Here is a 19,965-nt window from a genome sequence, read left to right as displayed (position 1 = left end):
AACGTCACCCGCTCAACTCACCTACACAGAACTATCTCGGGACACGTCGGTGGCCGAGGGCAGGTTTCCGCGAGGGCGCTGTGAATCCGTCCATGGACGCTACTTTCGCCATCCATGGCGAAAGACCCTCGCTTCAACCTACCCTCGAACATGGTGAATGGGGATTTATGAAATTTACTCTATCCAGCCTATAGGCTAGCGGCCAATCGAGTGCCCTGCTCAATTGCCCGCTTGGCATCCAGTTCGCTAGCTTCATCCGCGCCGCCGATTATATGTACCACCGCCCGTGCGCGTTCCAACGGCGCCAGTAGATCGCGCACTGACTCCTGCCCGGCGCACACCACAATGCTATCCACGGCAAGTACTTGGTCAACGCCATCGCGGCGAATATGCAGCCCCTCGTCGTCGATTTTGAGGTATTCGCAGCCGGTGAGAGTTTTCACTCCCCGCTGCTTAAGCGATGCGCGGTGAACCCAACCGGTGGTTTTCCCCAGATACTTGCCAGGCTTGGAAGTTTTACGCTGGAGCATGACAATTTCGCGGGGAACCACTGGAGCCGTCGGCGCTTTTAAACCGCCCCGCTCGCCGACTGCCAAATCAACGCCCCACTCGTCGCACCAGTCGGCAATGTCCAAGGCTGGGTGGCCTTGGTGGGCCAGCAGTTCGGACACATCAAAACCAATACCTCCCGCGCCAATCACCGCTACTTTACGCCCAACACGCTCGGGAGATTCAATCGCTTCGGCGTAGCTCAACACCTTGCCGTGGTCGTGACCTGGAAGATTGAGTTCCCGGGGCTTAACGCCGGTGGCCATGACCACCTCATCGAAAGCGGCGAGGGTTTCTGCGCTTGCCGTAGTGTTTAGACGTACTTCTACCGCATATTTCTCCAGCATCACCCGGTAGTAGCGCAGGGTTTCATTAAACTCCTCTTTGCCGGGGATCTTACGCGCGTAGTTAAACTGCCCGCCTAGCTCACTGCGCTGTTCGAACAGCACCACGCTGTGTCCGCGGCTAGCGGCTGTCACGGCCGTTGCCAGACCCGCGGGCCCACCGCCCACCACGGCGACGCGTTTAGGGGTTTGCGCGGGCTCTATCACCAGTTCGGTTTCATGACAGGCACGGGGGTTGACCAAACAGGAGGTCAGCTTTCCGGCAAAGGTGTGATCCAGGCAGGCCTGGTTACAGGCGATACAGGTATTGATCTCTTCAGCCAAGCCCTCTTCGGCTTTGCGTATCCAGGCGGGATCTGCCAGGAAAGGCCGCGCCATGGAGACCATATCCGCGTGGCCCGCCGCCAGTACGCGCTCGGCTACCTCAGGCATATTGATACGGTTGGTGGTAATCAACGGAATCGATAGTGCTGATTTGATCCGCCGGGTCACCTCGGTAAAGGCAGCGCGGGGCACGCTGGTCACAATGGTGGGCACCCGCGCTTCGTGCCAACCGATACCGGTGTTGATCACGTTCGCCCCGGCGGCTTCGATCGCCTGGCCCAGCGTGACGACCTCTTCCCAGGTGCTGCCCTCTTCGACCAAATCAATCATCGAGAGGCGGAAGATAATCACAAATCGTTCACCCACCGCTTCGCGAACACGGCGCACGATCTCAACGGCAAAATGCATCCGGTTTTCAAACGCCCCGCCCCACTCATCGTCACGCTGGTTGGTACGCTGACAGATAAACTGATTGATCAGATAACCTTCTGACCCCATGATCTCAACGCCATCGTAGCCCGCCTGTTTGGCTAAGCTTGCGCAGCGAACGTAGTCAGCAATTTGTTGCTCAACCTCATCGCTAGAAAGTGCTCTAGGCATAAAGGGATTGATCGGCGCCTGGATAGCCGAAGGTGCTACCAAATCCGGCGAGTAGGCGTAGCGCCCGGCATGAAGAATCTGCATGCACAGATGACCGCCCTCAGCATGCACCGCGTCTGCCACCTGGCGGTGTTCTGGCAACTGCGCCTCATCAACGAGCGCGTGGGCGCCCTGGAATACGGCGCCTTCCGCATTAGGGGCAATACCGCCGGTGACGATCAGGCTAACCCCCTCCCGCGCACGCTCGGCATAAAATGCCGCTAAGCGTTCAAAGCCATTGGGCGCCTCTTCCAAATTGGTATGCATAGAGCCCATCAAAACGCGGTTGGGCAGCGTCAAATGGCCAATGGTCAGCGGGCGGAAAAGGTGCGGATAGGCGGGCGCACGGGTCATCACGGTACTCCTTGGTATTATTAGTAACAGTGTTAAAACGCATTCAAACAAGCGTATGACATACTCGCCGCAACGTACAGACCTTTACCTATCTGAATATTGCCAGGTTTGCCGTTCTCCCCCTTGCCCAGTGTGCAAATTCGCGTCACATTACCCGGCTAACGATAAGGAACCGTTGCTATGCCCTTGATGTATTTTTTGCCGCCACTCGCCACCGTGCTTATCTGGTCGGGCAATATGACCATTAATCAGCTTAGCGTAGGCGCCATCGCGCCAAGCAGTATCGCTTTTTTACGCTGGCTGCTTGCCCTTGCGGTGATGACCCCGTTTGTACTCCCTGCAGCGTTACGCCACCGCGACGAAATTCGCCGCCAGTGGCCTAAGCTAGCGCTGCTTGGACTACTCGGCATGGGCCTATGGCAAGGGCTGGCCTATGTGGCGGCAGAAACGACGACCGCTACCAACATGGGGATTCTCGCCGCCATGGTGCCGTTGTTAACGGTACTGCTGAGCGCGCTGATTCTTCGCGAGCCGCCGACCCTGGGCGGCATTGTGGGCGGCGTGCTGGCCTTCGTGGGGGTTACCGTTCTGCTAGGGCGTGGTAATCCGCTCTCGCTGCTACAGCTAGAGGTTGCCCTTGGTGATGCGCTGATGGTGGTAGCAGCCACTTGCTACGCGCTATATGGGGTGATGCTCAAACGCTGGTCGATGAATTTACCGCCCTGGGTCATGCTTTACGCCCAGGTCTGTTTTGCGGTGCTGTTCTTGTTACCGCCTTATTTGATGGGGCCAATGACACCTATTGATAGTCAGAATATCGGCCTGATTGTCTACGCGGGCATTCCTGCCTCGATCATCACCACCTTTTTGTGGATGCGCGCGGTTCGCCAGATCGGTGCCAATCAATCGAGTATTTTCATCAACCTAATGCCACTGTTTAGCGCACTGATTGCGATGGCCTTCTTGGGTGAACAAGTGGCAGGGTTCCACTTTACCGGTGGGCTGCTGATACTGGCGGGTGTCATTATGGCGCAAACGCTGACACGCCCGTTAGCACGTGGTTTAACCTCGGATAAGCCGAGCAGCGCCCGATAATGCTAGAATGGCCGTCGATTTCTAACGCTGGGAAGCCCTGATATGTCCCTGGAAGAACTGCATCTTAATCTGCGCAACCTAATGAGCGATGACTACGATCAGCTCAAGGCATTGATGGACGCCGTCTATCGCGATATCGGCGGAGCATGGCCAAAGCGCACCATTGACAAATTAATTCAGGAATTCCCCGACGGCCAAATCGCGATTGAAGACGATGGCCTTCTGGTGGGCGTAGCACTCACCGTTCAGGTGGATTACGACGAATTTTCCAACCCGCATAAGTACGATGACCTGATTGGCCATCGCGAGATCATCCTCAATGACGAGAATGGCGACGCCATGTACGGGCTGGATGTGCTGATTCACCCAGATTACCGCGGTTATCGCCTGGGCCGCCGCCTTTATGAAGCGCGTAAAGAGCTATGTCGCTCAATGAACCTACGGGCGATTTTAGCCGGTGGGCGTATTCCTGAGTATCACCAGCACGCCGATGAACTCACGCCTGCCCAATACATTGATAAAGTCTCGCGCAAAGAGATCTACGACCCGATTCTGTCTTTCCAGCAGGCCAACGATTTTCAGGTAAAGCGCCTACTGCGCAAATACCTGCCTGAAGATGAGCAGTCGCGCGGTTACGCCACCCTATTGGAGTGGAACAACATTTTGTTTGAGCCCGCTGCCAGTGTGCTCGACAACAAACCGACCCAAGTACGGGTGGGTGCGGTGCAGTGGCAGATGCGTGAGTTTTCATCGGTGGAAGCCGCGCTTCAGCAGATCGAGTACTTCGTAGACGCGCTCTCCGACTATCAAAGTGACTTTGCCGTTTTCCCAGAGTTGTTCAACGCGCCGTTGATGGGCCTCCAAGACCGCGCCGCCCAGCAGGATCAAATGGGCGCGATTCGCTTTTTGGCCGGCTTCACCGAGCGTTTTAAGTCTGAACTGTCACGTATGGCGGTCTCCTACAATATCAATATTGTCGGCGGCTCGATGATTGAAGTAGGTGACGATGACCGACTCTACAATATCGCCTACCTCTTCCACCGTGACGGCACCGTTGAGCGCCAGGCCAAGCTGCATATTACACCTCAAGAGCGTCGCGACTGGGTGATCGAGGGCGGCGATGAGCTACAGGTGTTCGATACCGACGCTGGCCGCGTGGGCATACTGATCTGCTACGACGTGGAGTTTCCGGAACTGGGCCGACTGCTGGCCGACCAGGATATGGACATTCTGTTTGTGCCCTTCTGGACCGACACCAAAAACGGTTACCTGCGCGTGCGCCATTGCAGTCAAGCGCGGGCGATCGAAAATGAGTGCTACGTGGTGCTCTGCGGCAGCGTCGGCAACCTGCCTTCGATTGAAAACTTGGATATCCAGTACGCCCAATCAGCGGTGTTCTCGCCGTCTGACTTCGCGTTCCCCCACGATGCGGTACTGGCGGAAACTACTCCCAATACCGAGATGATCTTCTTCTCGGACTTGGACCTCACTCGCCTAACGGTAGTACGTGCCGAAGGTTCGGTGACCAACCTTAAAGACCGCCGCAAGGATCTGTTTGACCTACGCTGGCGCGACTGGTCGTGGAAATCAGGTGCCAATCTGGAGGATTGAGGGGTTAAATGTGGGGAAAAGTGAGGCGTTAAATGTGAGGGGTGAGGTGTAAAGCACATTACCAAGACCCGCCACAGAGTCGCATTTATCAAAGGCATTCGTAAATACGATAACGCCGCCCAATTTGGGCGGCGCTGTTGTTTTAAAAGTGCCTTAAAGCTTAATCAGGCCAGACTAGGTGAGCGGGTACGCGGCCTTTGGCATCAAACAGAACACCCTCGTCACGCAATTTGCGATGCTGGCGTTCTGCACCGCCGTGATCGGCAAGCTTCAAAGACGATGCGATCACGCGATGCCAAGGCAACTGGTGGCCATCCGGCAGGTGACGCATCGCCGAACCTACCATGCGCGGCGTCGCGCCTTCGGTCATGGCGGCAATGCGGCCATAGGTCGTCACCCGGCCCGGCGGAATTTGATCGACAATAGTGTAAATCTGTTCGAGTAATTCCGGCCGAGCCATGTGACTATCCTTTTATTTCTTGAGGGCGCTTCTGAATGTGCTTAAAGCCCCTCAACCAGTTGATCGATCGCTTGGAAAGCTTCTTTTATTGCAGCTTCGCGCTGCTGCTCACCCAAATTCAGCCCTTCAGCATAGACCACGTCAACCTCTTTAATTCCCATCAGCCCCAGCATGGCTTTCAGGTGTGGTGTTTGGCTGTCAAATTCCGTACCCGCGTACTGACCACCCCGCGCTGCCAGAATAATCGCTCGCTTGCCTTCTACCAACCCTTGCGGGCCGTTTTCGGTATAGCGGAACGTTTCACCTGCACGCAGAACACGGTCAAACCACGCCTTCAGCTGTGAAGGAATACCCAGGTTGTACATCGGTACCGCAATGACCAGCACATCATTGGTGCGCAGCTCAGTCAGCAGTTCGTCCGAGCGCGCGGCTAACGCCTGCTGCTCAGCGGTACGCTCTGCGGCCGCCACCTGCCAAGCCCCCAGTTCGCTAATATCCAGGTGAGGGAGCGAGGTTTTCACCACGTCACGCTGAGTAACGTTTACATCGTTGCGGGTGCTCGCCTGCTCGATAAAGCGATTAGCCAACGCAATGGATTGGCCGTTTTCAGCCAGAATAGAAGAGGTAATTACCAGGGCACGAGTCGTCATTGAAAGCTCCAAAATGTACAGGGAAGGATTGGAAGCTATTCTACGGCGCTTTCTAATAAGCAAAAGCGCAACGTTTTCCGACTTATATTCGATTAAATCGAATCATGCGACGGCCAATAAAATAAAAAGCCCCGCGACGCAAAATGCGAAGCGGGGCACAGCCAGTGGATTAAATGACTATAGCTCGTTTTCTTAAGCTTGATTACTTCTTGGGCCAGGCCTTGGGATCGACTTTATTAACCAGCTTGGGAAAAAGGCTGGGATCAAACACAGGCTCTTTGCCCGCTTTCAACTGCGCTTCGTAGTCGCGGAAGAGTGCGAAAGCTACTGGCGAGAGAAGCAGAATAGCGACCAGGTTAATAATAGCCATCATACCCATAGAGAGGTCGGCGAAGTTCCAAATCGCCCCCAGGCTTGCCACCGAGCCAATCATAATCATCGCCAGCACCGCTAAGCGGTAAATAAACACGGCAACCGGGGCGCGGCGCCCGGCCAGATACTCAATGTTGGACTCGCCGTAGGAGTAGTTGGCAATCACCGAGGTAAACGCAAACAGCAGAATCGCCACCGCGATAAACATACCGCCCCAATCGCCCACATGGCTGGAAAGCGCCATTTGGGTCAACTGAATGCCGTTGTTCTCATCGCCCGCCATCAGCTCCGGCCCCGCCATAATGATGATGGCCGCCGTGGCCGTACAGATCACTAGGGTATCCAGAAACACCCCGAGCATCTGAATAAAGCCCTGGGCAGCAGGATGATCTGGCCGCGTAGAGGCCGTGGCCGCGGCATTGGGCGCTGAGCCCATCCCCGCTTCATTGGAAAACAGCCCGCGCTGAATGCCGTTCATAATCGCCTGGGATACCGCGTAGCCTACTGCCCCACCGGCCGCCTGCTCAAAGCCAAATGCACTGCGCACAATGGTCATGATCGCTGCAGGCAAGTCACTGATATTCAACCCGACTACCACCAGCGCCAGAATTAAGTAGAGCAGCGCCATGAGCGGAACCACCAGTTCAGCCACCTTGGCAATCGACTTCAAACCGCCGAAGATGATCGGCGCCACAACAGCCATCAAAACTAACCCCATGGCCCAGGTGGGAATGGCGAACGCCTGTTCCATGGCCTGGGCGATAGAGTTGGCCTGAACGCTGTTGAACGCTAACCCAAAGGCAATGATCAAACAGATAGAGAACAGCACAGCCAGCCAGCGCAAGCCCAAACCACGCTCAATATAACGCGCAGGGCCGCCGCGGAAGGTGTTGTCGCCGTGGTCTGTTTTGTACGCCTGAGCCAGGGTGGACTCCACAAAACTGGTCGCCATCCCAACCATTGCGGTCATCCACATCCAGAAAATGGCCCCAGGGCCACCAAAATAAATAGCCACCGCGACACCCGCCAGGTTACCGGTACCGACTCGGGCCGCCAGACTGGTTGAGAGCGCTTGAAACGAAGAGATACCGCCGTTTGATTGTCGGGAGCTGCCCAGCAGCTTAAACATATGGCCGAAATAGCGCAGCTGAATACCGCGTGTCATCACAGTAAAATAGAGACCCGCGCCAATCAGCAGATAAATCAGCACGCTGCCCCAGAGCAAGCCGTTGCCGCGATCCACCAGCGATGTCAGCAACGGAGGGAGAGTAAAGTCCATGAAGATCACGCCTTTTTAAACAATGAAAGCGCATCATTTTTCACGGCTGCACCAAAATGGCAAGGAAATTGGTGAAAAGACTTTAAAACAGCAATAACCACTTATCACATTGAATCGCAAAGCCCCCGCCATACCAGCTCGGATTCGTCGCTAACGTGGCGCCGGCTAGGGCGAACCAACCAGAAGCGCTCATCGCTGGGCACACTGAGCTCAAAAGGCGCCACCAAATCGCTACGCTGCTCCATTAAGCGTCGGTGAGTTAACGCAACGCCACCGCCCTGGCTAGCAAGCGCCAGTGTCATCACCTGGTTATCGCAAGTGAGCGACCAGCACTGCGCTTCCAGGTGAGCAACCCCCGCTTCCTGCAGCCACCCCGGCCACCCCACGCCAAAACCGACAGCGTGCAGCAGCGTATGCCCAGCCAGATCGCTCGGCGCAGTAAGCGTGTCCGCTAACGCCTGCGAGCAAACGGGCAGCAGTTGCTCTTCGCCTAGCGGCTGCATTTCAACGCCCGTCCACTCCCCTTTGCCATAGCGAATCTCGATATCCGCCCCTTCGGGGCCAAAGTCATCGGGCCAGATAGCACTTACTACACGAATCGACACCTGGGGATGAGCCCGGTGGAAGGCAATTAAACGCGGCGCCAGCCACGACTGCTGAATAACCGGCGTGGCACGCAGCGTCACTGGCTGCTCAGAGGTGCTGCCAAAGACCTCCAGGGTGCCCTCACTAATACGCACAAACGCATCGTGAATGCTCGGCAGCCACGCCTGCCCAGCGGGGGTAAGCGTTAAGCTGCGTGCATGACGAACAAAGAGCTTTTGCCCCACCCGGTCTTCCAGCAGCCTGACGCGCTGGCTGATGGCCGCTTGGGTAACCCCCAGCTCATTGCCTGCAGCGGTAAAGCTTAAGGTACGCGCCGCAGATTCAAAGGCTTGTAGCCATAACAATGGCGGTAATTGGCTCATGAAAAAGAGACCTATAAATTAAATGATGTCTTAGGGGTCAGATTAATCGTTTGTCACTGCTGCGGCTACTCCGCATCCTGGTTGGCACAAACGCACACCCCTACGTAATGCCACAGAGGGAGCGAATCGGAGTTTTAATGAACAGCACAGCAGAGACCACCTTAACGCCCCCCCATGCAAACACCCCTGAGATGGGCGAATTAAGTCCTTATCAAGCGGGCCCGGTACTCACTCAAGCGACGCTTGCCCACAATGGCATTGCCCTTGAGTGGCTAGATGGTCAAAAAACTACTCTGCCCCTGCTCTGGCTGCGCGACCACTGCGCCTGCCCGGCCTGCCGGCATCCGCAGACCCGGGAAAGGCTCTACCTGCCGCTTGAACCCATCACTGAGCCACCCAGCGTTGCTCTGCTAGATGGGCACTTACACCTGCAATGGCAAGATGGTCATGTCAGTGCCTTTCATAGCGGCTGGCTTTACCAGCGCCGCCCGGAAGCCGAGCTGACTTCTGCGGTACCCAACGCTAAGCCTTGGGTCGATAACTTCACTCCCGAGCACATCAGCCATAGCGATTTTTTAACCCCTCTAGGCGAGAAAGCCTGGCTAACCGCCATGCTACGCGACGGGCTGGCACTGATTACCGACGGCCCATTGGTAGAAGAGGAAGTAAGCCGCTTAGCTGAACGTATTGGCCCCCTGCGCGCCACCAACTTTGGCGCCCGCTTTGATGTGCGCTCCAAACCCAATCCCAACAACGCGGCTTATACCGCGGTAGGGTTGCCATTGCATATCGATTTACCCAACTGGCGCCAACCGCCAGACATTCAGTTGCTCTACTGCCTGCAAAACGGTGCCAGCGGCGGCGAATCGTTATTTGCTGATGGCGCTCGGGTCGTAGAAGCTCTGCGCCAGGAGTCTCCAGAAGCGCTGACGATTCTTAGCGAAACACCGATTGATTTTCGCTTTCAGGATGAAACCCACGATATTTCAATGCGGGCACCGGTGATCACTCTGGATAGCGCAGGCAATCTGGTTGAGATGCGCCTGAATAACTGGATTCGCGATGCCCTTCACCTACCAGTAGAGCAGATGGACGCCTGGTACAGCGCCTACGCTCTATTGTGGAAGCTGTTCCACAGCGAAGCGCACCAGCTAGAGTTCACCCTTCGCCCTGGTCAAATGGTCGCTTTTGATAATCGTCGCGTACTCCACGGACGGCGCGAGTTCGATCCCAACAGCGGCGCACGCCATTTACAGGGCACCTATTTAGACCGCGACATGCTGGCTTCACGCCTCCGCGTGCTGGCCCGTAACGTTTAGCGGTATTCAATAATCACTGTTTAACAACAACACCTATCAGACAAAAACCTAGCAAGGAGATCCTATGACACACCTCAAGCCTCTCGCCTCAGGCATTGCCCTCGCCACTACCGCGCTATTTGCCTCGGCGGCTCACGCCGACGACCAAACCCTCGATTTCGGTGTGCCCGCCTGGCCCGGCATTACAGTAAAAACGGCTATCGCCGAACAGCTATTAAACCCACTCGGCTACGAAACCAGCACCCAGGAAATCGGCCTACAGGTGATTTACCAGGGTATCGAAAGCGGCGATATCGACGCCTTTCTAGGGGCTTGGCTGCCCGCCCAGCGTGAGATGTTCAATCCCCGCAAGGAGTCGGGTGTACTGATTGACGTGGCGAATAACGTCGATGGTGCGCAAATGACCCTGGCGGTGCCGGAATATCTGTATGAGAGTGGCATTCAGAGCTTTGCTGATCTAGACGAAAATCGCGAGCAGTTCGAGGGTGAAATCTATGGCTTCGGCGCAGGCTCTGCTGCCAGTGAGATTCTTCACAACGCCATTGACAACGACACCTGGGGGTTAGGTGACTGGCAGGTAGTCGATACCAGTGAAGTGGGCATGCTTTCCGCTGCACGTGACGCCATCTCCCGTGAGGAACCGATTGTCTGGGTAGGCTGGACGCCCCACTGGATGAACCTTGAGCTGCCCATGCGCTACCTGGAAGATCCTGAAGACCTGTTCGGTGAGAACAACGGTGAAAGCGATGTGTTGACGCTGCTGCGCAGTGGCTACGCTGAAGCCACCCCTAACGTAGTGACCTTCTTTGAGCAGTTTACCTTTTCGGCTGAAGAGCAGAGCTGGATGATTCAGGCGTTTGGCCAGGAAGAGCAGGATCTTACCGACGTCGCCGAACAGTGGATCAACGACCACCCAGAACGCATTGAAGCAATGTTGGCAGACGTCACCACCACTGACGGCGACCCCGCTTGGCCGGTCATTGAAGCCCAGCTCAACAACTAATAAACCGCTGATTAACAACTGCACTTAATGGAAAAGCGCCTTCATCCCATTGGACGGCTAGCGTATGCTAGCGCTTTTTTAGCCGATGGGAGTGGGCATGTCGCGGACATTGGGCAAGGGCGTAGGCCTGCTGGTAATCGTCGTGCTGCTGGGCGTCATGTGGCAGGTACTGCAGCGCTACGACCTACTCACCCAGGCGCGCCTTAGCGAGTTTATCGCTTACATTCGCCAGTGGCGTACCGCGCCCTGGATGTTTGCTGCGGTAATGGCCACTTATGCCAGCGCCTTGCTGGTGATGTTTCCACTTAGCCTACTGGTGGTGGTGACTGGCTTACTGTTTGGCCCGATATGGGGGCTGGTGTACGCCACGCTAGGCACATTGACCTCCTCGATTGTGTCTTACTGGGTAGGCCACTGGTTAGGCCGTGAGGCGCTTATGCGTTATGGCGGGCGTCATCTGCGTGGCCTATCGGGTTACTTATCCAAGCGCGGCATTCGCACCATGACGGTGATTAACCTGCTGCCACTCGCCCCGTTCACGCTCACCAATATGCTGGCGGGCGCTTTTCACCTTAAGTTTCGCGACTATATGATCGGCTCCACCCTGGGCATCGTACCGGGGCTGGCAGCGGTGATCTTATTGGGCAGCCAGCTAGGCGCACTGTTCACCGCTGCCTCGACCAAAGAAATCATCTTAGCGGCTGTCGGGCTAGCGGCTGGCGTTAGCTTGTTAATAGGCCTTAAACGCTATGCTAACCGCCGCCAAGCGGCAAAAAAACAGCCTCACCGCGAAGGCGAGTGATATTTGGCCAGCACTTCGGCGTAAAAGCCCGCCACCGCTGAGGCAAAGTTGGCAATATCAAACTCCTCAGCAAAGTGGCTGGCCTGCTTACCCAACTCCCGGCGTCGCTCAGCGTTATCTTTTAACTCAACCACCCTTTGCCCCCAGGCCTGACGATTTTGCGGTGTTTTGAACCCATTGACCCCTTGGCGCACCACATCATCGATACCGCTTGAGCGCACCGCCACGACCGGCAACCCCGCCGACATTGCTTCAAGAATCACCATACCCTGGGTTTCTGAGGTCGAAGCAAACACAAATATATCGCCAAGATGGTAATAAAGCGCCATGCGCTCAGGCGGTACCGCTCCGACCAGGGTGACCTGCGAGGTCAGTTTCAAAGTATCAATTTGGTTTTGAATCGCCTCCCGGTCTGGCCCATCACCAATCAGTAGCAGATGAAGATCATCATGCCCCTGTGACTGAAGCTCGGCGAGGGCTTCCAGCATAAAGCCAATGTTTTTCTCCTTACTAATCCGCGAGACGCTAATCAATATTTTACTTGCAGGGTCGATAGTTAATTGCTCGCGCAGCGCTTCCAACTCACTCTCCTCAACGTGAGAAAAGCGTGCCACATCTATGCCTGTGGGCTGCACCAGCGAGGGAGTCTTCACTCCAATCATGCGCAGATACTCCTCGGCGGAATAAGTCGGCACAATCACTCCTTGGCAGCGATTAGAGAAGCGCTTGATCAGGGTATGGGAAATCAAATTACGAAACAGCGCACCGGGCAACGGCACGAAATGGGCGTAGTGCTCCAGGCGGGTGTGATAGGTGTAGATCACTGGCACCTTGAGCCGACGCCCCATAAACAGGCCCATGGAACCGAGCCAAAAGGGATGATGAACATGAATAACATCCGGCTTAAACCCACGCAGGCAACGACGAAAACGCGCACTGAACGGATTGGTTAACCGGAACTCGCCCTTCTGCCCAAATGCCATTAGCGTGGGGATGCGTTTTATTGAGCTGTCGTCCTGCCACGTTTCTCGGTAGCGCGGCACTAACAGTTGGATGGTGTGGCCTAGATCACATAAGCCATTGCGCAGGCGATCCACCGAGACCGATACCCCCGATACAAAAGGAAAGTAGTTATTAGAGATCATCGCTACGCGCAGAGATTTACCCAGGAAAGGCGTTGGGTCGATATCAAAATCAGGATAGTAGTCGCGATCTTCGAAAATTAGCCGATATAAGCGCAGTGCGAGCAGAGTCAACATACCCACAATCAGCAAAAACCGCGTATAGCTAACGTAGAAAAATGCATACACCGTGGAAGCCACACTACTCACCATCCGCCACCAGCCAGGGCTATCCACATTTAACCGCACCGGCGCAATAGCGACATTCTCACCCTCTACATTGACGATGACGTAGTGGTGAAAGCTGCTATCGGCATCGATGAGGATGCCTCCCGCGCCTCCGGTGGTCACGTAATCCACGCCATTAATCGTCTGCTGGGAAAAGAGCGTTAAGTTGGCGGAAAATACGGTGTCAACGTCATGCTCCTCTGCCAGCGCCATAATGCCATCGGCTAAGCGAGAATCATTGAGATAATTGTCCGCTTCAAACAGCGGCGCGTCGCGCACTACGTTGTGCAGCGGCAAACCAACAAATAGAAACCGATGCTGTGTTTCTGAGGCCGTAAGCTCACGCTCCAACCAATCAAGCTGCCAGGAGGTAGAGGACTTGCCGGTACCGTCAAGAAAGATAAAGTGGCTATTGCCCGCTACAAACGAGTAAAAGTGCGGCCCAAAATATTCGTAAAACAGATAGCTACCGAAATCACTATCTTCATTTTCACCGTAGGTGAGTAAGTAAGGGACATTGAGCTGCTCCAGACTCTGATAAATCGCCTGGTAGCTCTCCTGCTGCCCACTATTGACGGCATTCCCAGCGGAAATCAGGAAATCGATGCCGCTCTGATTGATGAGCGGCACAATCTCCTTTTGAAACACGCTCACCGAGTTATTGATATTGCCCACCACCGCAAAGCGATAGTCGGTTCGCTCCTTCAACACCTCGCGAATATTCGCCACTTCAAGGGTATGCACCGACTCAAATTTGGGTTCTGCTACATACAACCAAATTTGGTGAGCAATTAGCCCAGTCACCAGAGCAAGATTAAGAAAAAAGAACAGCCGCAACCTGCGCTGTCGGGAAAGGCGAAGAAAGGAGCGTCGTGGCATTTAAAAGCGCTTTTTCAAAGATAATATGAGGTTATTAACCACTATACAGCAACGCTGAGTCGAGGTGGCGCGCCAAGCTAGCGCGCTTCACACCCGTTTAGGGTGGCCAGTAATCGACGTGGCCCAGCCTGATTGCGGTGTTCTCCCAGCCATATGCCCTGCCAAGTACCTAAAGCCAGGCGTCCATCGCGCACCGCTAGCGTAAGCTGTGTACCCAGCAGGCTGGCGGCTACATGGGCGGGCATATCATCAGGCCCTTCCAGAGTGTGGTGGAAATAGGGTAAATCTTCGGGCACCAGTCGACGCAGAAAAGCATCTAAATCGTGGCGCACATCCGGATCAGTGTTCTCATTGAGCGTTAACGAGGCAGAAGTGTGCATCAGCTGTAAATGCAGCATGCCAGCCTGGCAGTCACTTAAACAAGGCAGTGCGCGGGCCACATCATCCGTAATCAAATGAAAGCCGCGCGCCATTTCGGGCAAATGAATCTCTTGTTGGCACCACATACACACTCCTTTATTTGTTATGTAAACGAAAACACTCCATCACCGCCTTCTCCTGCTGTATGGCAAAATAGCAACAGATAGCACTAACCATAGTCGATCACCCTCGAATCATCGCCAAGGAGCGCGTTAATGAAAACCCTGCTAGGAAGCAGCATCGTTAGTATGACCCTACTCACCGGCTGCACTGGCATTCCGGATGGCACGCAGCCAGTAACAGACTTTGAGCTAGACCGCTACCTGGGCCAGTGGTTCGAAATTGCCCGCCTGGATCACTCCTTTGAACGCGGTCTTGATTGCGTGACCGCTACTTACAGCCTGCGCGATGATGGCGGTGTTCGAGTAATCAACCGTGGTTACAACCTTGAAGAGCAAGAGTGGGATGAGGCTGAAGGCCGCGCCTACTTTATTGACGATGAAAGCGTTGGGCGCTTAAAGGTAAGCTTCTTTGGCCCCTTTTACGGCGGCTATAACGTCCTTGAGCTGGATGAGGAGTACCAGTGGGCGTTAGTGGCAGGCCCTAACCGCGACTACTTGTGGATACTTTCACGTACAGCGGAAATGGATAGCGCGACAGAAGGACGCCTGCGTCAGCGAGCAGCCGAGCTGGAGTTCCCTACTGAAGAGCTGATTGATGTTAACCAAAGCGAGGCTTGTCCTAGCCGATAAGCAGCTTCTGATTAGCTCCCTTCAGGCAATATTGGTACCCGCCCCGCTATCTCTCGCTGAACATAGTCAATAAAAGCGCGCAGCCGGGCGGGCACATGGCGACGTTGTTCAAACACCGCATAAAAATCTGCCCGCACCCCCTGCCAGCCTGGCAACAGCGCTACCAATGCGCCACTGGCAAGGTGCTCGTTAACGTCCCACCAGGAGCGCAGCATGACACCGTGGCCGTCCAAGGCCAGGCGGGTAATGACCTCTCCATCGTTGCTGGCTAATCGACCGCTGACCTTTATCGACTGTGTCTGCCCAGGCAGTCCTTTGGCAGGCTGAGCGACTTGTTCAAAGCGCCAGAGGGGGAAATCACTGTCGTTCTCGCGAATCACCAAACAAGCGTGCTGCTGTAAATCTGCCGGTACTTGCAAAGACGGCGCCTGGGCAATGTAGGCAGGCGACGCACAGAGCACCCGCCGATTGGCCAGAATACGCCGAGCGACCAAGCGGGACTCCGGTGGCTCGCCCACGCGAATACCAATATCAAAGCCGTGATCGCTCAGATTGAGCGGAAAATTGGTTAACTCCAACCACCCTTCCACCTCGGGGTGATCGGCACAAAAGCGGGACAGCAGTGGCGCAATATGGCGGCGCCCAAAGCCAAAAGTGGCGTTTACCCGCAAACGTCCGCTAAGCGCCTGATCGACTCCCTCACCCAGTGAATTTTCCAGCTCATCCAACTCATCTAAAATCAGCGCGCCACGGGCCAAATAGCGCTCACCCTCTGCGGTTAGCGTCAATCGCCGCGTGGTGCGAGCCGCGAGCTCTACTCCCAGGCGCGCCTCCAACTGTTTTAGCCGCTTGCTTACAGCCGAGAGCGATAGCCCCAGCTCGCGAGCAGTCGCCGTCAGGCTTCCCGCCCGCGCCAAGTGCTGAAAAAACGCCAAATCATCCAGGTGCGCCATATCGCTCCTCAGTCATTCTGCACTTTCACGCAACAATAACTTGAATGGTAGCCTGATTATCTCCATCAAAATAGCCGCTACACTCTATTTACTATTCACGACTCACGACTCACGACTCACAAGCATAAAAAGTAACTAACAAGGTAAGGAACCACTATGACCCACCGTATTGCCATTATCGCCGGTGACGGCATCGGCACCGAAGTCATGCCTGAAGGCATCCGCGCCCTTGAAGCGACCGCCAAGCGCTTTAATCTTGATCTTGAGTTCACCACCTTTGAGTTTGGCAGCTGCGACTATTACCTGGAACACGGCAAAATGCTGCCGGATGATTGGTTTGAGCAGTTAAAAGGTTTTGATGCGCTGTTTTATGGCGCTGTGGGCTGGCCCGACAAAGTACCCGACCATATTTCCCTGTGGGGCTCACTGCTGCAATTCCGGCGCCGCTTTGATCAGTACATCAACCTGCGCCCCTGCAAGCTCATGCCCGGCATTAAAAGCCCGCTAGCAGGCCGTAAACCCGGGGATATCGACTTTTACGTGGTGCGTGAGAACACTGAAGGCGAGTACTCAAGCGTTGGTGGCAAAATGTTTGAAGGCACCGACCGTGAAGTGGTCATTCAAGACACGGTCATGACCCGCACCGGCGTAGACCGCGTATTGAAATACGCCTTTGAACTGGCCCAAACTCGCCCGCGTAAAAAGCTCACCTCCGCGACCAAGTCCAACGGCATCTCAATCACTATGCCGTATTGGGATGAACGTGTGGTCGAAATGGCGAAGGGCTACCCTGAAATCGCGGTGGATAAATTTCATATCGATATTCTTACCGCCAACTTCGTTCTCCACCCGGATTGGTTTGATGTCGTCGTGGGCAGCAATCTGTTTGGCGATATTCTTTCTGATCTCGGCCCCGCCTGCACCGGCACGATAGGCATTGCCCCTTCAGCCAACATCAACCCAGAAGGCAACTTTCCGAGCTTGTTCGAGCCAGTACACGGCAGCGCGCCGGATATCGCCGGTAAGGGTATTGCCAACCCTATCGGTCAAATTTGGTCAGGCGCCATGATGCTGGAGCACCTCGGTTACAAAGAAGCCGGTGACGCAATAGTCACGGCCATTGAGGAAGTATTGAGCGAAGGGGATGCCACCGTACTTACCCGCGATGTGGGTGGAGAAGGCACCACTGCAAGCCTAGGCAAGGCGATTGCCAACGCTATTTCGCACTGACACACATATGGCATAAAGATTGGCTGTCTGGTTGAATCCAACCGGGCAGCCAATGTATGTTTTTTAATCGCTTATGTTCTACATTTGTCCTGAGGGTGGAAGAAACATCAGTTTCACTTCGCTCATAACAACATCAACAAACAACCATCAGGACAATGCTATGAAACTTGGACGCCGTCAGTTCCTTTCGGCATCGGCCGCCCTGGCCGCTGTTGGCACATCGCCCCAGCTTTTTGCTTTGCAGAGCTCACAAGGTTCCACCCCGGAACGATACCCAATCGATGCCTGGAAAGTCGAAGATTCCCGCTTTAGTGATTACATGATTTTTAACAGTCCTCTAGAACGCCACTGGAGTGGAGGTCTGTGGACAGAGGGGCCAGCATGGAACGCCGTAGGTCGTTATGTTGTTTTCAGCGACATACCTCGTGCCAAGCAGATGCGCTGGGACGAATCCACTGGTCAAGTCAGCGTATTGAGAGACAATGTCGGCCACTCTAACGGTAATACCTTCGATCATCAGGGGCGGCTAATTGCTTGCGAGCACTATCCCTCACGCGTTTTACGCTACGAGTGGGACGGCAGCACAACGGTGCTCGCAGAGCGCTATCAGGGCAAACCGCTCAATGCCCCTAATGACGTGGTGGCACTGCCCTCGGGTGGAGTGATCTTCACTGATCCAGGCTATGGTGCTCACTTCGACTACGAGGGCAAAAAACGAGACCTGGAGCTAGAAACGGCCATCTATTACGTCGATGACAGCCTGGATGAGCCCATCATGCTGACCGACGATATTTATAAGCCAAACGGTATTGTATTAACGCCGGATGGCGAAGGGTTCTACGCCAGTGACAGTGCCCCCACCCATTTCGACGAACCCGCGCGAATTATTCGCTGGTCGCTGGGTGAAGATGGTCGCAGTGTCAGTAACCGGCAAGTTATCGTGACCAGCGAAGACACGATTTTCGACGGCATGACCTGCGACGTGGATGGCAATATCTGGTCAAGTGCCAATGGTGGTGAAGGTATCGACGGAGTAGTGGTTTTCTCACCGGAAGGCACCTTGCTGGGCCGAGTATTGCTACCTGAAGTCTGCTCGAACGTGTGTTTTGCGGGCAAGAGCCGCAATCGACTATTTATGACGGCCAGCCAATCCGTCTACACAATTTACACGGCGGCACGTGGAGCGTAGTAAGACTATAATCCCAGCCAATATCCCAGCCCAAAAAAGCCTCGCCGGATATATCCAGCGAGGCTTTTACATGGCTGACTCGTATATGTCTTGGCTAGTGAACTAATTAACTGGCCAGTTTAGCCGCCGTTTTCGCGACCAACTCGCCCTGGAAACGGGCGATTTTCAGCTCACGCTCGTCAGGTTGGCGTGAGCCATCACCACCAGCAATGGTTGCGGCGCCGTAAGGCGTACCGCCGCTGACTTTGGAAATATCAAATTGCTCTTCGAGACCGTAACCAATCGGCACGATGATCATGCCGTGGTGGGCCAGCGTGGTCCAAGTAGAGGTGATGGTCATCTCATCACCGCCGCCAGTACCGGTAGAAGTGAACACGCTAGCGACTTTGCCACGCAGAGCACCGTTCGCCCACAGGCCACCGGTCTGATCCAGAAAGGTACGCATTTGACCGGCCATATTCCCAAAGCGGGTGGGCGTACCGAAAATGATCGCATCGTAATCGGCAAGCTCTTGAGGCGTCGCTTCCGGCGTGTCGTAATCCTGCTTACCGCCTGCATTCTTGAACGCCTCTTCAGGCATGGTTTCAGGAACGCGTTTCACCGCCACCTCAACACCGCTCACACCCTTTGCGCCTTCTGCCACGGCCTGAGCCAGCGTATCAATATGGCCATACATGGAATAATAAAGTACCAGTACCTTTGTCATTACTATCTCCTTCACTTATGAATAGTGCAGTTATGAGTAGTGCAGTGAGCGTCGCCTAATAAGTAGTAAACACAACATAGCGCACTCAAGCATAGAAAAAAGCGAATGTTTTCGTCCGTGGGCGTCGATTTCATCGACGAACGCCATCTTGCACTTTACGCCAACCACCACTAGCTTTTGACTTGCCTACATCAAACGTATCCAAGGAGTCTGGAATGACGATTTTTGAAGCCCTGCGCAAGGATCACGATATTCAGCGCGACCTGCTCGCCCGCTTAGTTGAAACACATGGAGACAGCGATGAGCGAGATAAACTGTATCAGCAGGTACGGGCAGAGCTGCATTATCACGCCGCTGCCGAAGAGCGGGCGCTCTATATCCCAATGATGTCAATCGACCTGACTCAGGAAAAAGCCCGCCATAGCGTTGCCGAACATCATGAAATTGATGAGCTTTTAGAACTGCTTGATGAAACTGACTACAGTGCAACCCACTGGTTGACCCACGCCAAACAGCTCCAGGATTTAGTCACTCACCACCTGGATGAAGAAGAGCAAGAGGTTTTCCAGCTGGCGGGCCGTGGCCTGCAAGATAAACAAAAGACATCGCTTGCTAGCGAGTACCAGGAAGAAATGCAGCGCCAGCGTTCAGCGTAACGTGATGAACAAATTGAAAAACGCTCATGCACCCCATGGGCGTTTTTTGCTGTTAGCGATTA

At 54.8% G+C, this 19,965-nt stretch carries 18 protein-coding genes; 9 read left to right on the top strand and 9 right to left on the bottom strand.

Going from position 1 to position 19,965, the window contains the following annotated elements:
* Positions 1-188: 188 nt before the first annotated feature.
* Complete coding sequence (locus K7H09_RS01180; RefSeq protein WP_039859679.1) at positions 189-2,210, bottom strand: NADPH-dependent 2,4-dienoyl-CoA reductase; 2,022 nt, start codon at positions 2,208-2,210, stop codon at positions 189-191.
* Between the two features lie 180 nt (positions 2,211-2,390).
* On the opposite strand from K7H09_RS01180, the gene K7H09_RS01175 reads away from it, so the two are divergent.
* A complete protein-coding gene (locus tag K7H09_RS01175) occupies positions 2,391-3,305 on the top strand; it encodes a DMT family transporter (RefSeq protein ID WP_009287651.1) in 915 nt (304 codons plus the stop codon).
* 42 nt (positions 3,306-3,347) lie between these two features.
* A complete protein-coding gene (locus tag K7H09_RS01170) occupies positions 3,348-4,916 on the top strand; it encodes a bifunctional GNAT family N-acetyltransferase/carbon-nitrogen hydrolase family protein (protein ID WP_041158164.1) in 1,569 nt (522 codons plus the stop codon).
* 160 nt (positions 4,917-5,076) lie between these two features.
* On the opposite strand, the gene K7H09_RS01165 is transcribed toward K7H09_RS01170, so the two are convergent.
* The 4 genes from K7H09_RS01165 to K7H09_RS01150 all read right to left on the bottom strand — a co-directional run bounded on the left by K7H09_RS01165 (position 5,077) and on the right by K7H09_RS01150 (position 8,645).
* Positions 5,077-5,376, bottom strand: a complete 300-nt coding sequence (locus K7H09_RS01165; RefSeq protein ID WP_022522712.1) for an MGMT family protein — start codon at positions 5,374-5,376, stop codon at positions 5,077-5,079.
* A 41-nt stretch (positions 5,377-5,417) separates the two neighbouring features.
* Positions 5,418-6,026 carry an FMN-dependent NADH-azoreductase gene (locus K7H09_RS01160; protein WP_041158165.1) on the bottom strand — a complete coding sequence of 203 codons (609 nt, stop codon included), beginning with the start codon at positions 6,024-6,026 and terminating at the stop codon, positions 5,418-5,420.
* A gap of 202 nt (positions 6,027-6,228) precedes the next feature.
* Entirely contained in the window at positions 6,229-7,677 is a 1,449-nt protein-coding gene (locus tag K7H09_RS01155) for an alanine/glycine:cation symporter family protein (RefSeq protein ID WP_022522710.1), read from the bottom strand.
* 104 nt (positions 7,678-7,781) lie between these two features.
* Entirely contained in the window at positions 7,782-8,645 is an 864-nt protein-coding gene (locus K7H09_RS01150) for a LysR substrate-binding domain-containing protein (protein WP_022522709.1), read from the bottom strand.
* A 137-nt stretch (positions 8,646-8,782) separates the two neighbouring features.
* Between K7H09_RS01150 and K7H09_RS01145 the strand changes: the two genes are divergently transcribed.
* The 3 genes from K7H09_RS01145 (at position 8,783) to K7H09_RS01135 (ending at position 11,769) form a co-directional block, all read left to right on the top strand.
* Positions 8,783-9,964, top strand: a complete 1,182-nt coding sequence (locus K7H09_RS01145) for a TauD/TfdA family dioxygenase (protein ID WP_022522708.1) — start codon at positions 8,783-8,785, stop codon at positions 9,962-9,964.
* Positions 9,965-10,028: 64 nt separating this feature from the next.
* Positions 10,029-10,967: an ABC transporter substrate-binding protein gene (locus K7H09_RS01140; protein WP_041158166.1), complete on the top strand. Its 939-nt coding sequence runs from the start codon at positions 10,029-10,031 to the stop codon at positions 10,965-10,967.
* 97 nt (positions 10,968-11,064) lie between these two features.
* The gene (locus K7H09_RS01135) at positions 11,065-11,769 is read left to right on the top strand and encodes a TVP38/TMEM64 family protein (protein ID WP_022522707.1); all 705 of its coding nucleotides are present in this window, start codon (positions 11,065-11,067) and stop codon (positions 11,767-11,769) included.
* On the opposite strand, the gene K7H09_RS01130 is transcribed toward K7H09_RS01135, so the two are convergent.
* A complete protein-coding gene (locus tag K7H09_RS01130) occupies positions 11,751-13,997 on the bottom strand; it encodes a glycosyltransferase (protein ID WP_041158167.1) in 2,247 nt (748 codons plus the stop codon). The two genes, K7H09_RS01135 and K7H09_RS01130, sit on opposite strands and share 19 nt — an antisense overlap.
* 77 nt (positions 13,998-14,074) lie before the next feature.
* Entirely contained in the window at positions 14,075-14,503 is a 429-nt protein-coding gene (locus K7H09_RS01125; RefSeq protein WP_039859676.1) for a secondary thiamine-phosphate synthase enzyme YjbQ, read from the bottom strand.
* A 129-nt stretch (positions 14,504-14,632) separates the two neighbouring features.
* Here K7H09_RS01125 and K7H09_RS01120 point away from each other — a divergent pair, with 129 nt between their 5' ends.
* Positions 14,633-15,169, top strand: coding sequence for a lipocalin family protein (locus K7H09_RS01120; RefSeq protein WP_022522704.1), 537 nt, complete (start codon positions 14,633-14,635; stop codon positions 15,167-15,169).
* 11 nt (positions 15,170-15,180) lie between these two features.
* Here K7H09_RS01120 and K7H09_RS01115 read toward each other — a convergent pair whose 3' ends face one another.
* On the bottom strand, positions 15,181-16,122 hold the full coding sequence (locus K7H09_RS01115) for a LysR family transcriptional regulator (protein WP_041158168.1): 942 nt from the start codon (positions 16,120-16,122) through the stop codon (positions 15,181-15,183).
* Between the two features lie 156 nt (positions 16,123-16,278).
* On the opposite strand from K7H09_RS01115, the gene K7H09_RS01110 reads away from it, so the two are divergent.
* Both K7H09_RS01110 and K7H09_RS01105 read left to right on the top strand, forming a co-directional pair.
* Positions 16,279-17,352 carry a tartrate dehydrogenase gene (locus tag K7H09_RS01110; protein WP_009287642.1) on the top strand — a complete coding sequence of 358 codons (1,074 nt, stop codon included), beginning with the start codon at positions 16,279-16,281 and terminating at the stop codon, positions 17,350-17,352.
* Positions 17,353-17,512: 160 nt separating this feature from the next.
* Complete coding sequence (locus K7H09_RS01105; RefSeq protein ID WP_041158169.1) at positions 17,513-18,541, top strand: SMP-30/gluconolactonase/LRE family protein; 1,029 nt, start codon at positions 17,513-17,515, stop codon at positions 18,539-18,541.
* A gap of 106 nt (positions 18,542-18,647) precedes the next feature.
* On the opposite strand, the gene wrbA is transcribed toward K7H09_RS01105, so the two are convergent.
* The gene (gene wrbA, locus K7H09_RS01100) at positions 18,648-19,247 is read right to left on the bottom strand and encodes an NAD(P)H:quinone oxidoreductase (protein ID WP_041158170.1); all 600 of its coding nucleotides are present in this window, start codon (positions 19,245-19,247) and stop codon (positions 18,648-18,650) included.
* Between the two features lie 215 nt (positions 19,248-19,462).
* On the opposite strand from wrbA, the gene K7H09_RS01095 reads away from it, so the two are divergent.
* Positions 19,463-19,903 (top strand): hemerythrin domain-containing protein, encoded by a 441-nt coding sequence (locus tag K7H09_RS01095; RefSeq protein WP_022522700.1) that lies wholly within the window; start codon positions 19,463-19,465, stop codon positions 19,901-19,903.
* Positions 19,904-19,965 lie beyond the last annotated feature (62 nt).

This window comes from Halomonas sp. IOP_14 (assembly GCF_021021315.1).
Classification (GTDB): Bacteria; Pseudomonadota; Gammaproteobacteria; order Pseudomonadales; family Halomonadaceae; genus Vreelandella; species Vreelandella titanicae.
Note: the sequence above shows the minus strand (reverse complement) of the source record. Positions and strands in the feature narration are given on the sequence as shown.

Coding starts and splice junctions, on each gene's coding strand:
- K7H09_RS01150 (WP_022522709.1), bottom strand. CDS start 8,645: ATGAGCCAATTACCGCCATTGTTATGGCTACAAGCCTTTGAATCTGCG.
- K7H09_RS01135 (WP_022522707.1), top strand. CDS start 11,065: ATGTCGCGGACATTGGGCAAGGGCGTAGGCCTGCTGGTAATCGTCGTG.
- K7H09_RS01115 (WP_041158168.1), bottom strand. CDS start 16,122: ATGGCGCACCTGGATGATTTGGCGTTTTTTCAGCACTTGGCGCGGGCG.
- K7H09_RS01105 (WP_041158169.1), top strand. CDS start 17,513: ATGAAACTTGGACGCCGTCAGTTCCTTTCGGCATCGGCCGCCCTGGCC.
- K7H09_RS01170 (WP_041158164.1), top strand. CDS start 3,348: ATGTCCCTGGAAGAACTGCATCTTAATCTGCGCAACCTAATGAGCGAT.
- K7H09_RS01125 (WP_039859676.1), bottom strand. CDS start 14,503: ATGTGGTGCCAACAAGAGATTCATTTGCCCGAAATGGCGCGCGGCTTT.
- K7H09_RS01155 (WP_022522710.1), bottom strand. CDS start 7,677: ATGGACTTTACTCTCCCTCCGTTGCTGACATCGCTGGTGGATCGCGGC.
- K7H09_RS01180 (WP_039859679.1), bottom strand. CDS start 2,210: ATGACCCGTGCGCCCGCCTATCCGCACCTTTTCCGCCCGCTGACCATT.
- K7H09_RS01095 (WP_022522700.1), top strand. CDS start 19,463: ATGACGATTTTTGAAGCCCTGCGCAAGGATCACGATATTCAGCGCGAC.
- K7H09_RS01130 (WP_041158167.1), bottom strand. CDS start 13,997: ATGCCACGACGCTCCTTTCTTCGCCTTTCCCGACAGCGCAGGTTGCGG.
- K7H09_RS01160 (WP_041158165.1), bottom strand. CDS start 6,026: ATGACGACTCGTGCCCTGGTAATTACCTCTTCTATTCTGGCTGAAAAC.
- K7H09_RS01140 (WP_041158166.1), top strand. CDS start 10,029: ATGACACACCTCAAGCCTCTCGCCTCAGGCATTGCCCTCGCCACTACC.
- K7H09_RS01165 (WP_022522712.1), bottom strand. CDS start 5,376: ATGGCTCGGCCGGAATTACTCGAACAGATTTACACTATTGTCGATCAA.
- K7H09_RS01110 (WP_009287642.1), top strand. CDS start 16,279: ATGACCCACCGTATTGCCATTATCGCCGGTGACGGCATCGGCACCGAA.
- K7H09_RS01145 (WP_022522708.1), top strand. CDS start 8,783: ATGAACAGCACAGCAGAGACCACCTTAACGCCCCCCCATGCAAACACC.
- K7H09_RS01175 (WP_009287651.1), top strand. CDS start 2,391: ATGCCCTTGATGTATTTTTTGCCGCCACTCGCCACCGTGCTTATCTGG.
- wrbA (WP_041158170.1), bottom strand. CDS start 19,247: ATGACAAAGGTACTGGTACTTTATTATTCCATGTATGGCCATATTGAT.
- K7H09_RS01120 (WP_022522704.1), top strand. CDS start 14,633: ATGAAAACCCTGCTAGGAAGCAGCATCGTTAGTATGACCCTACTCACC.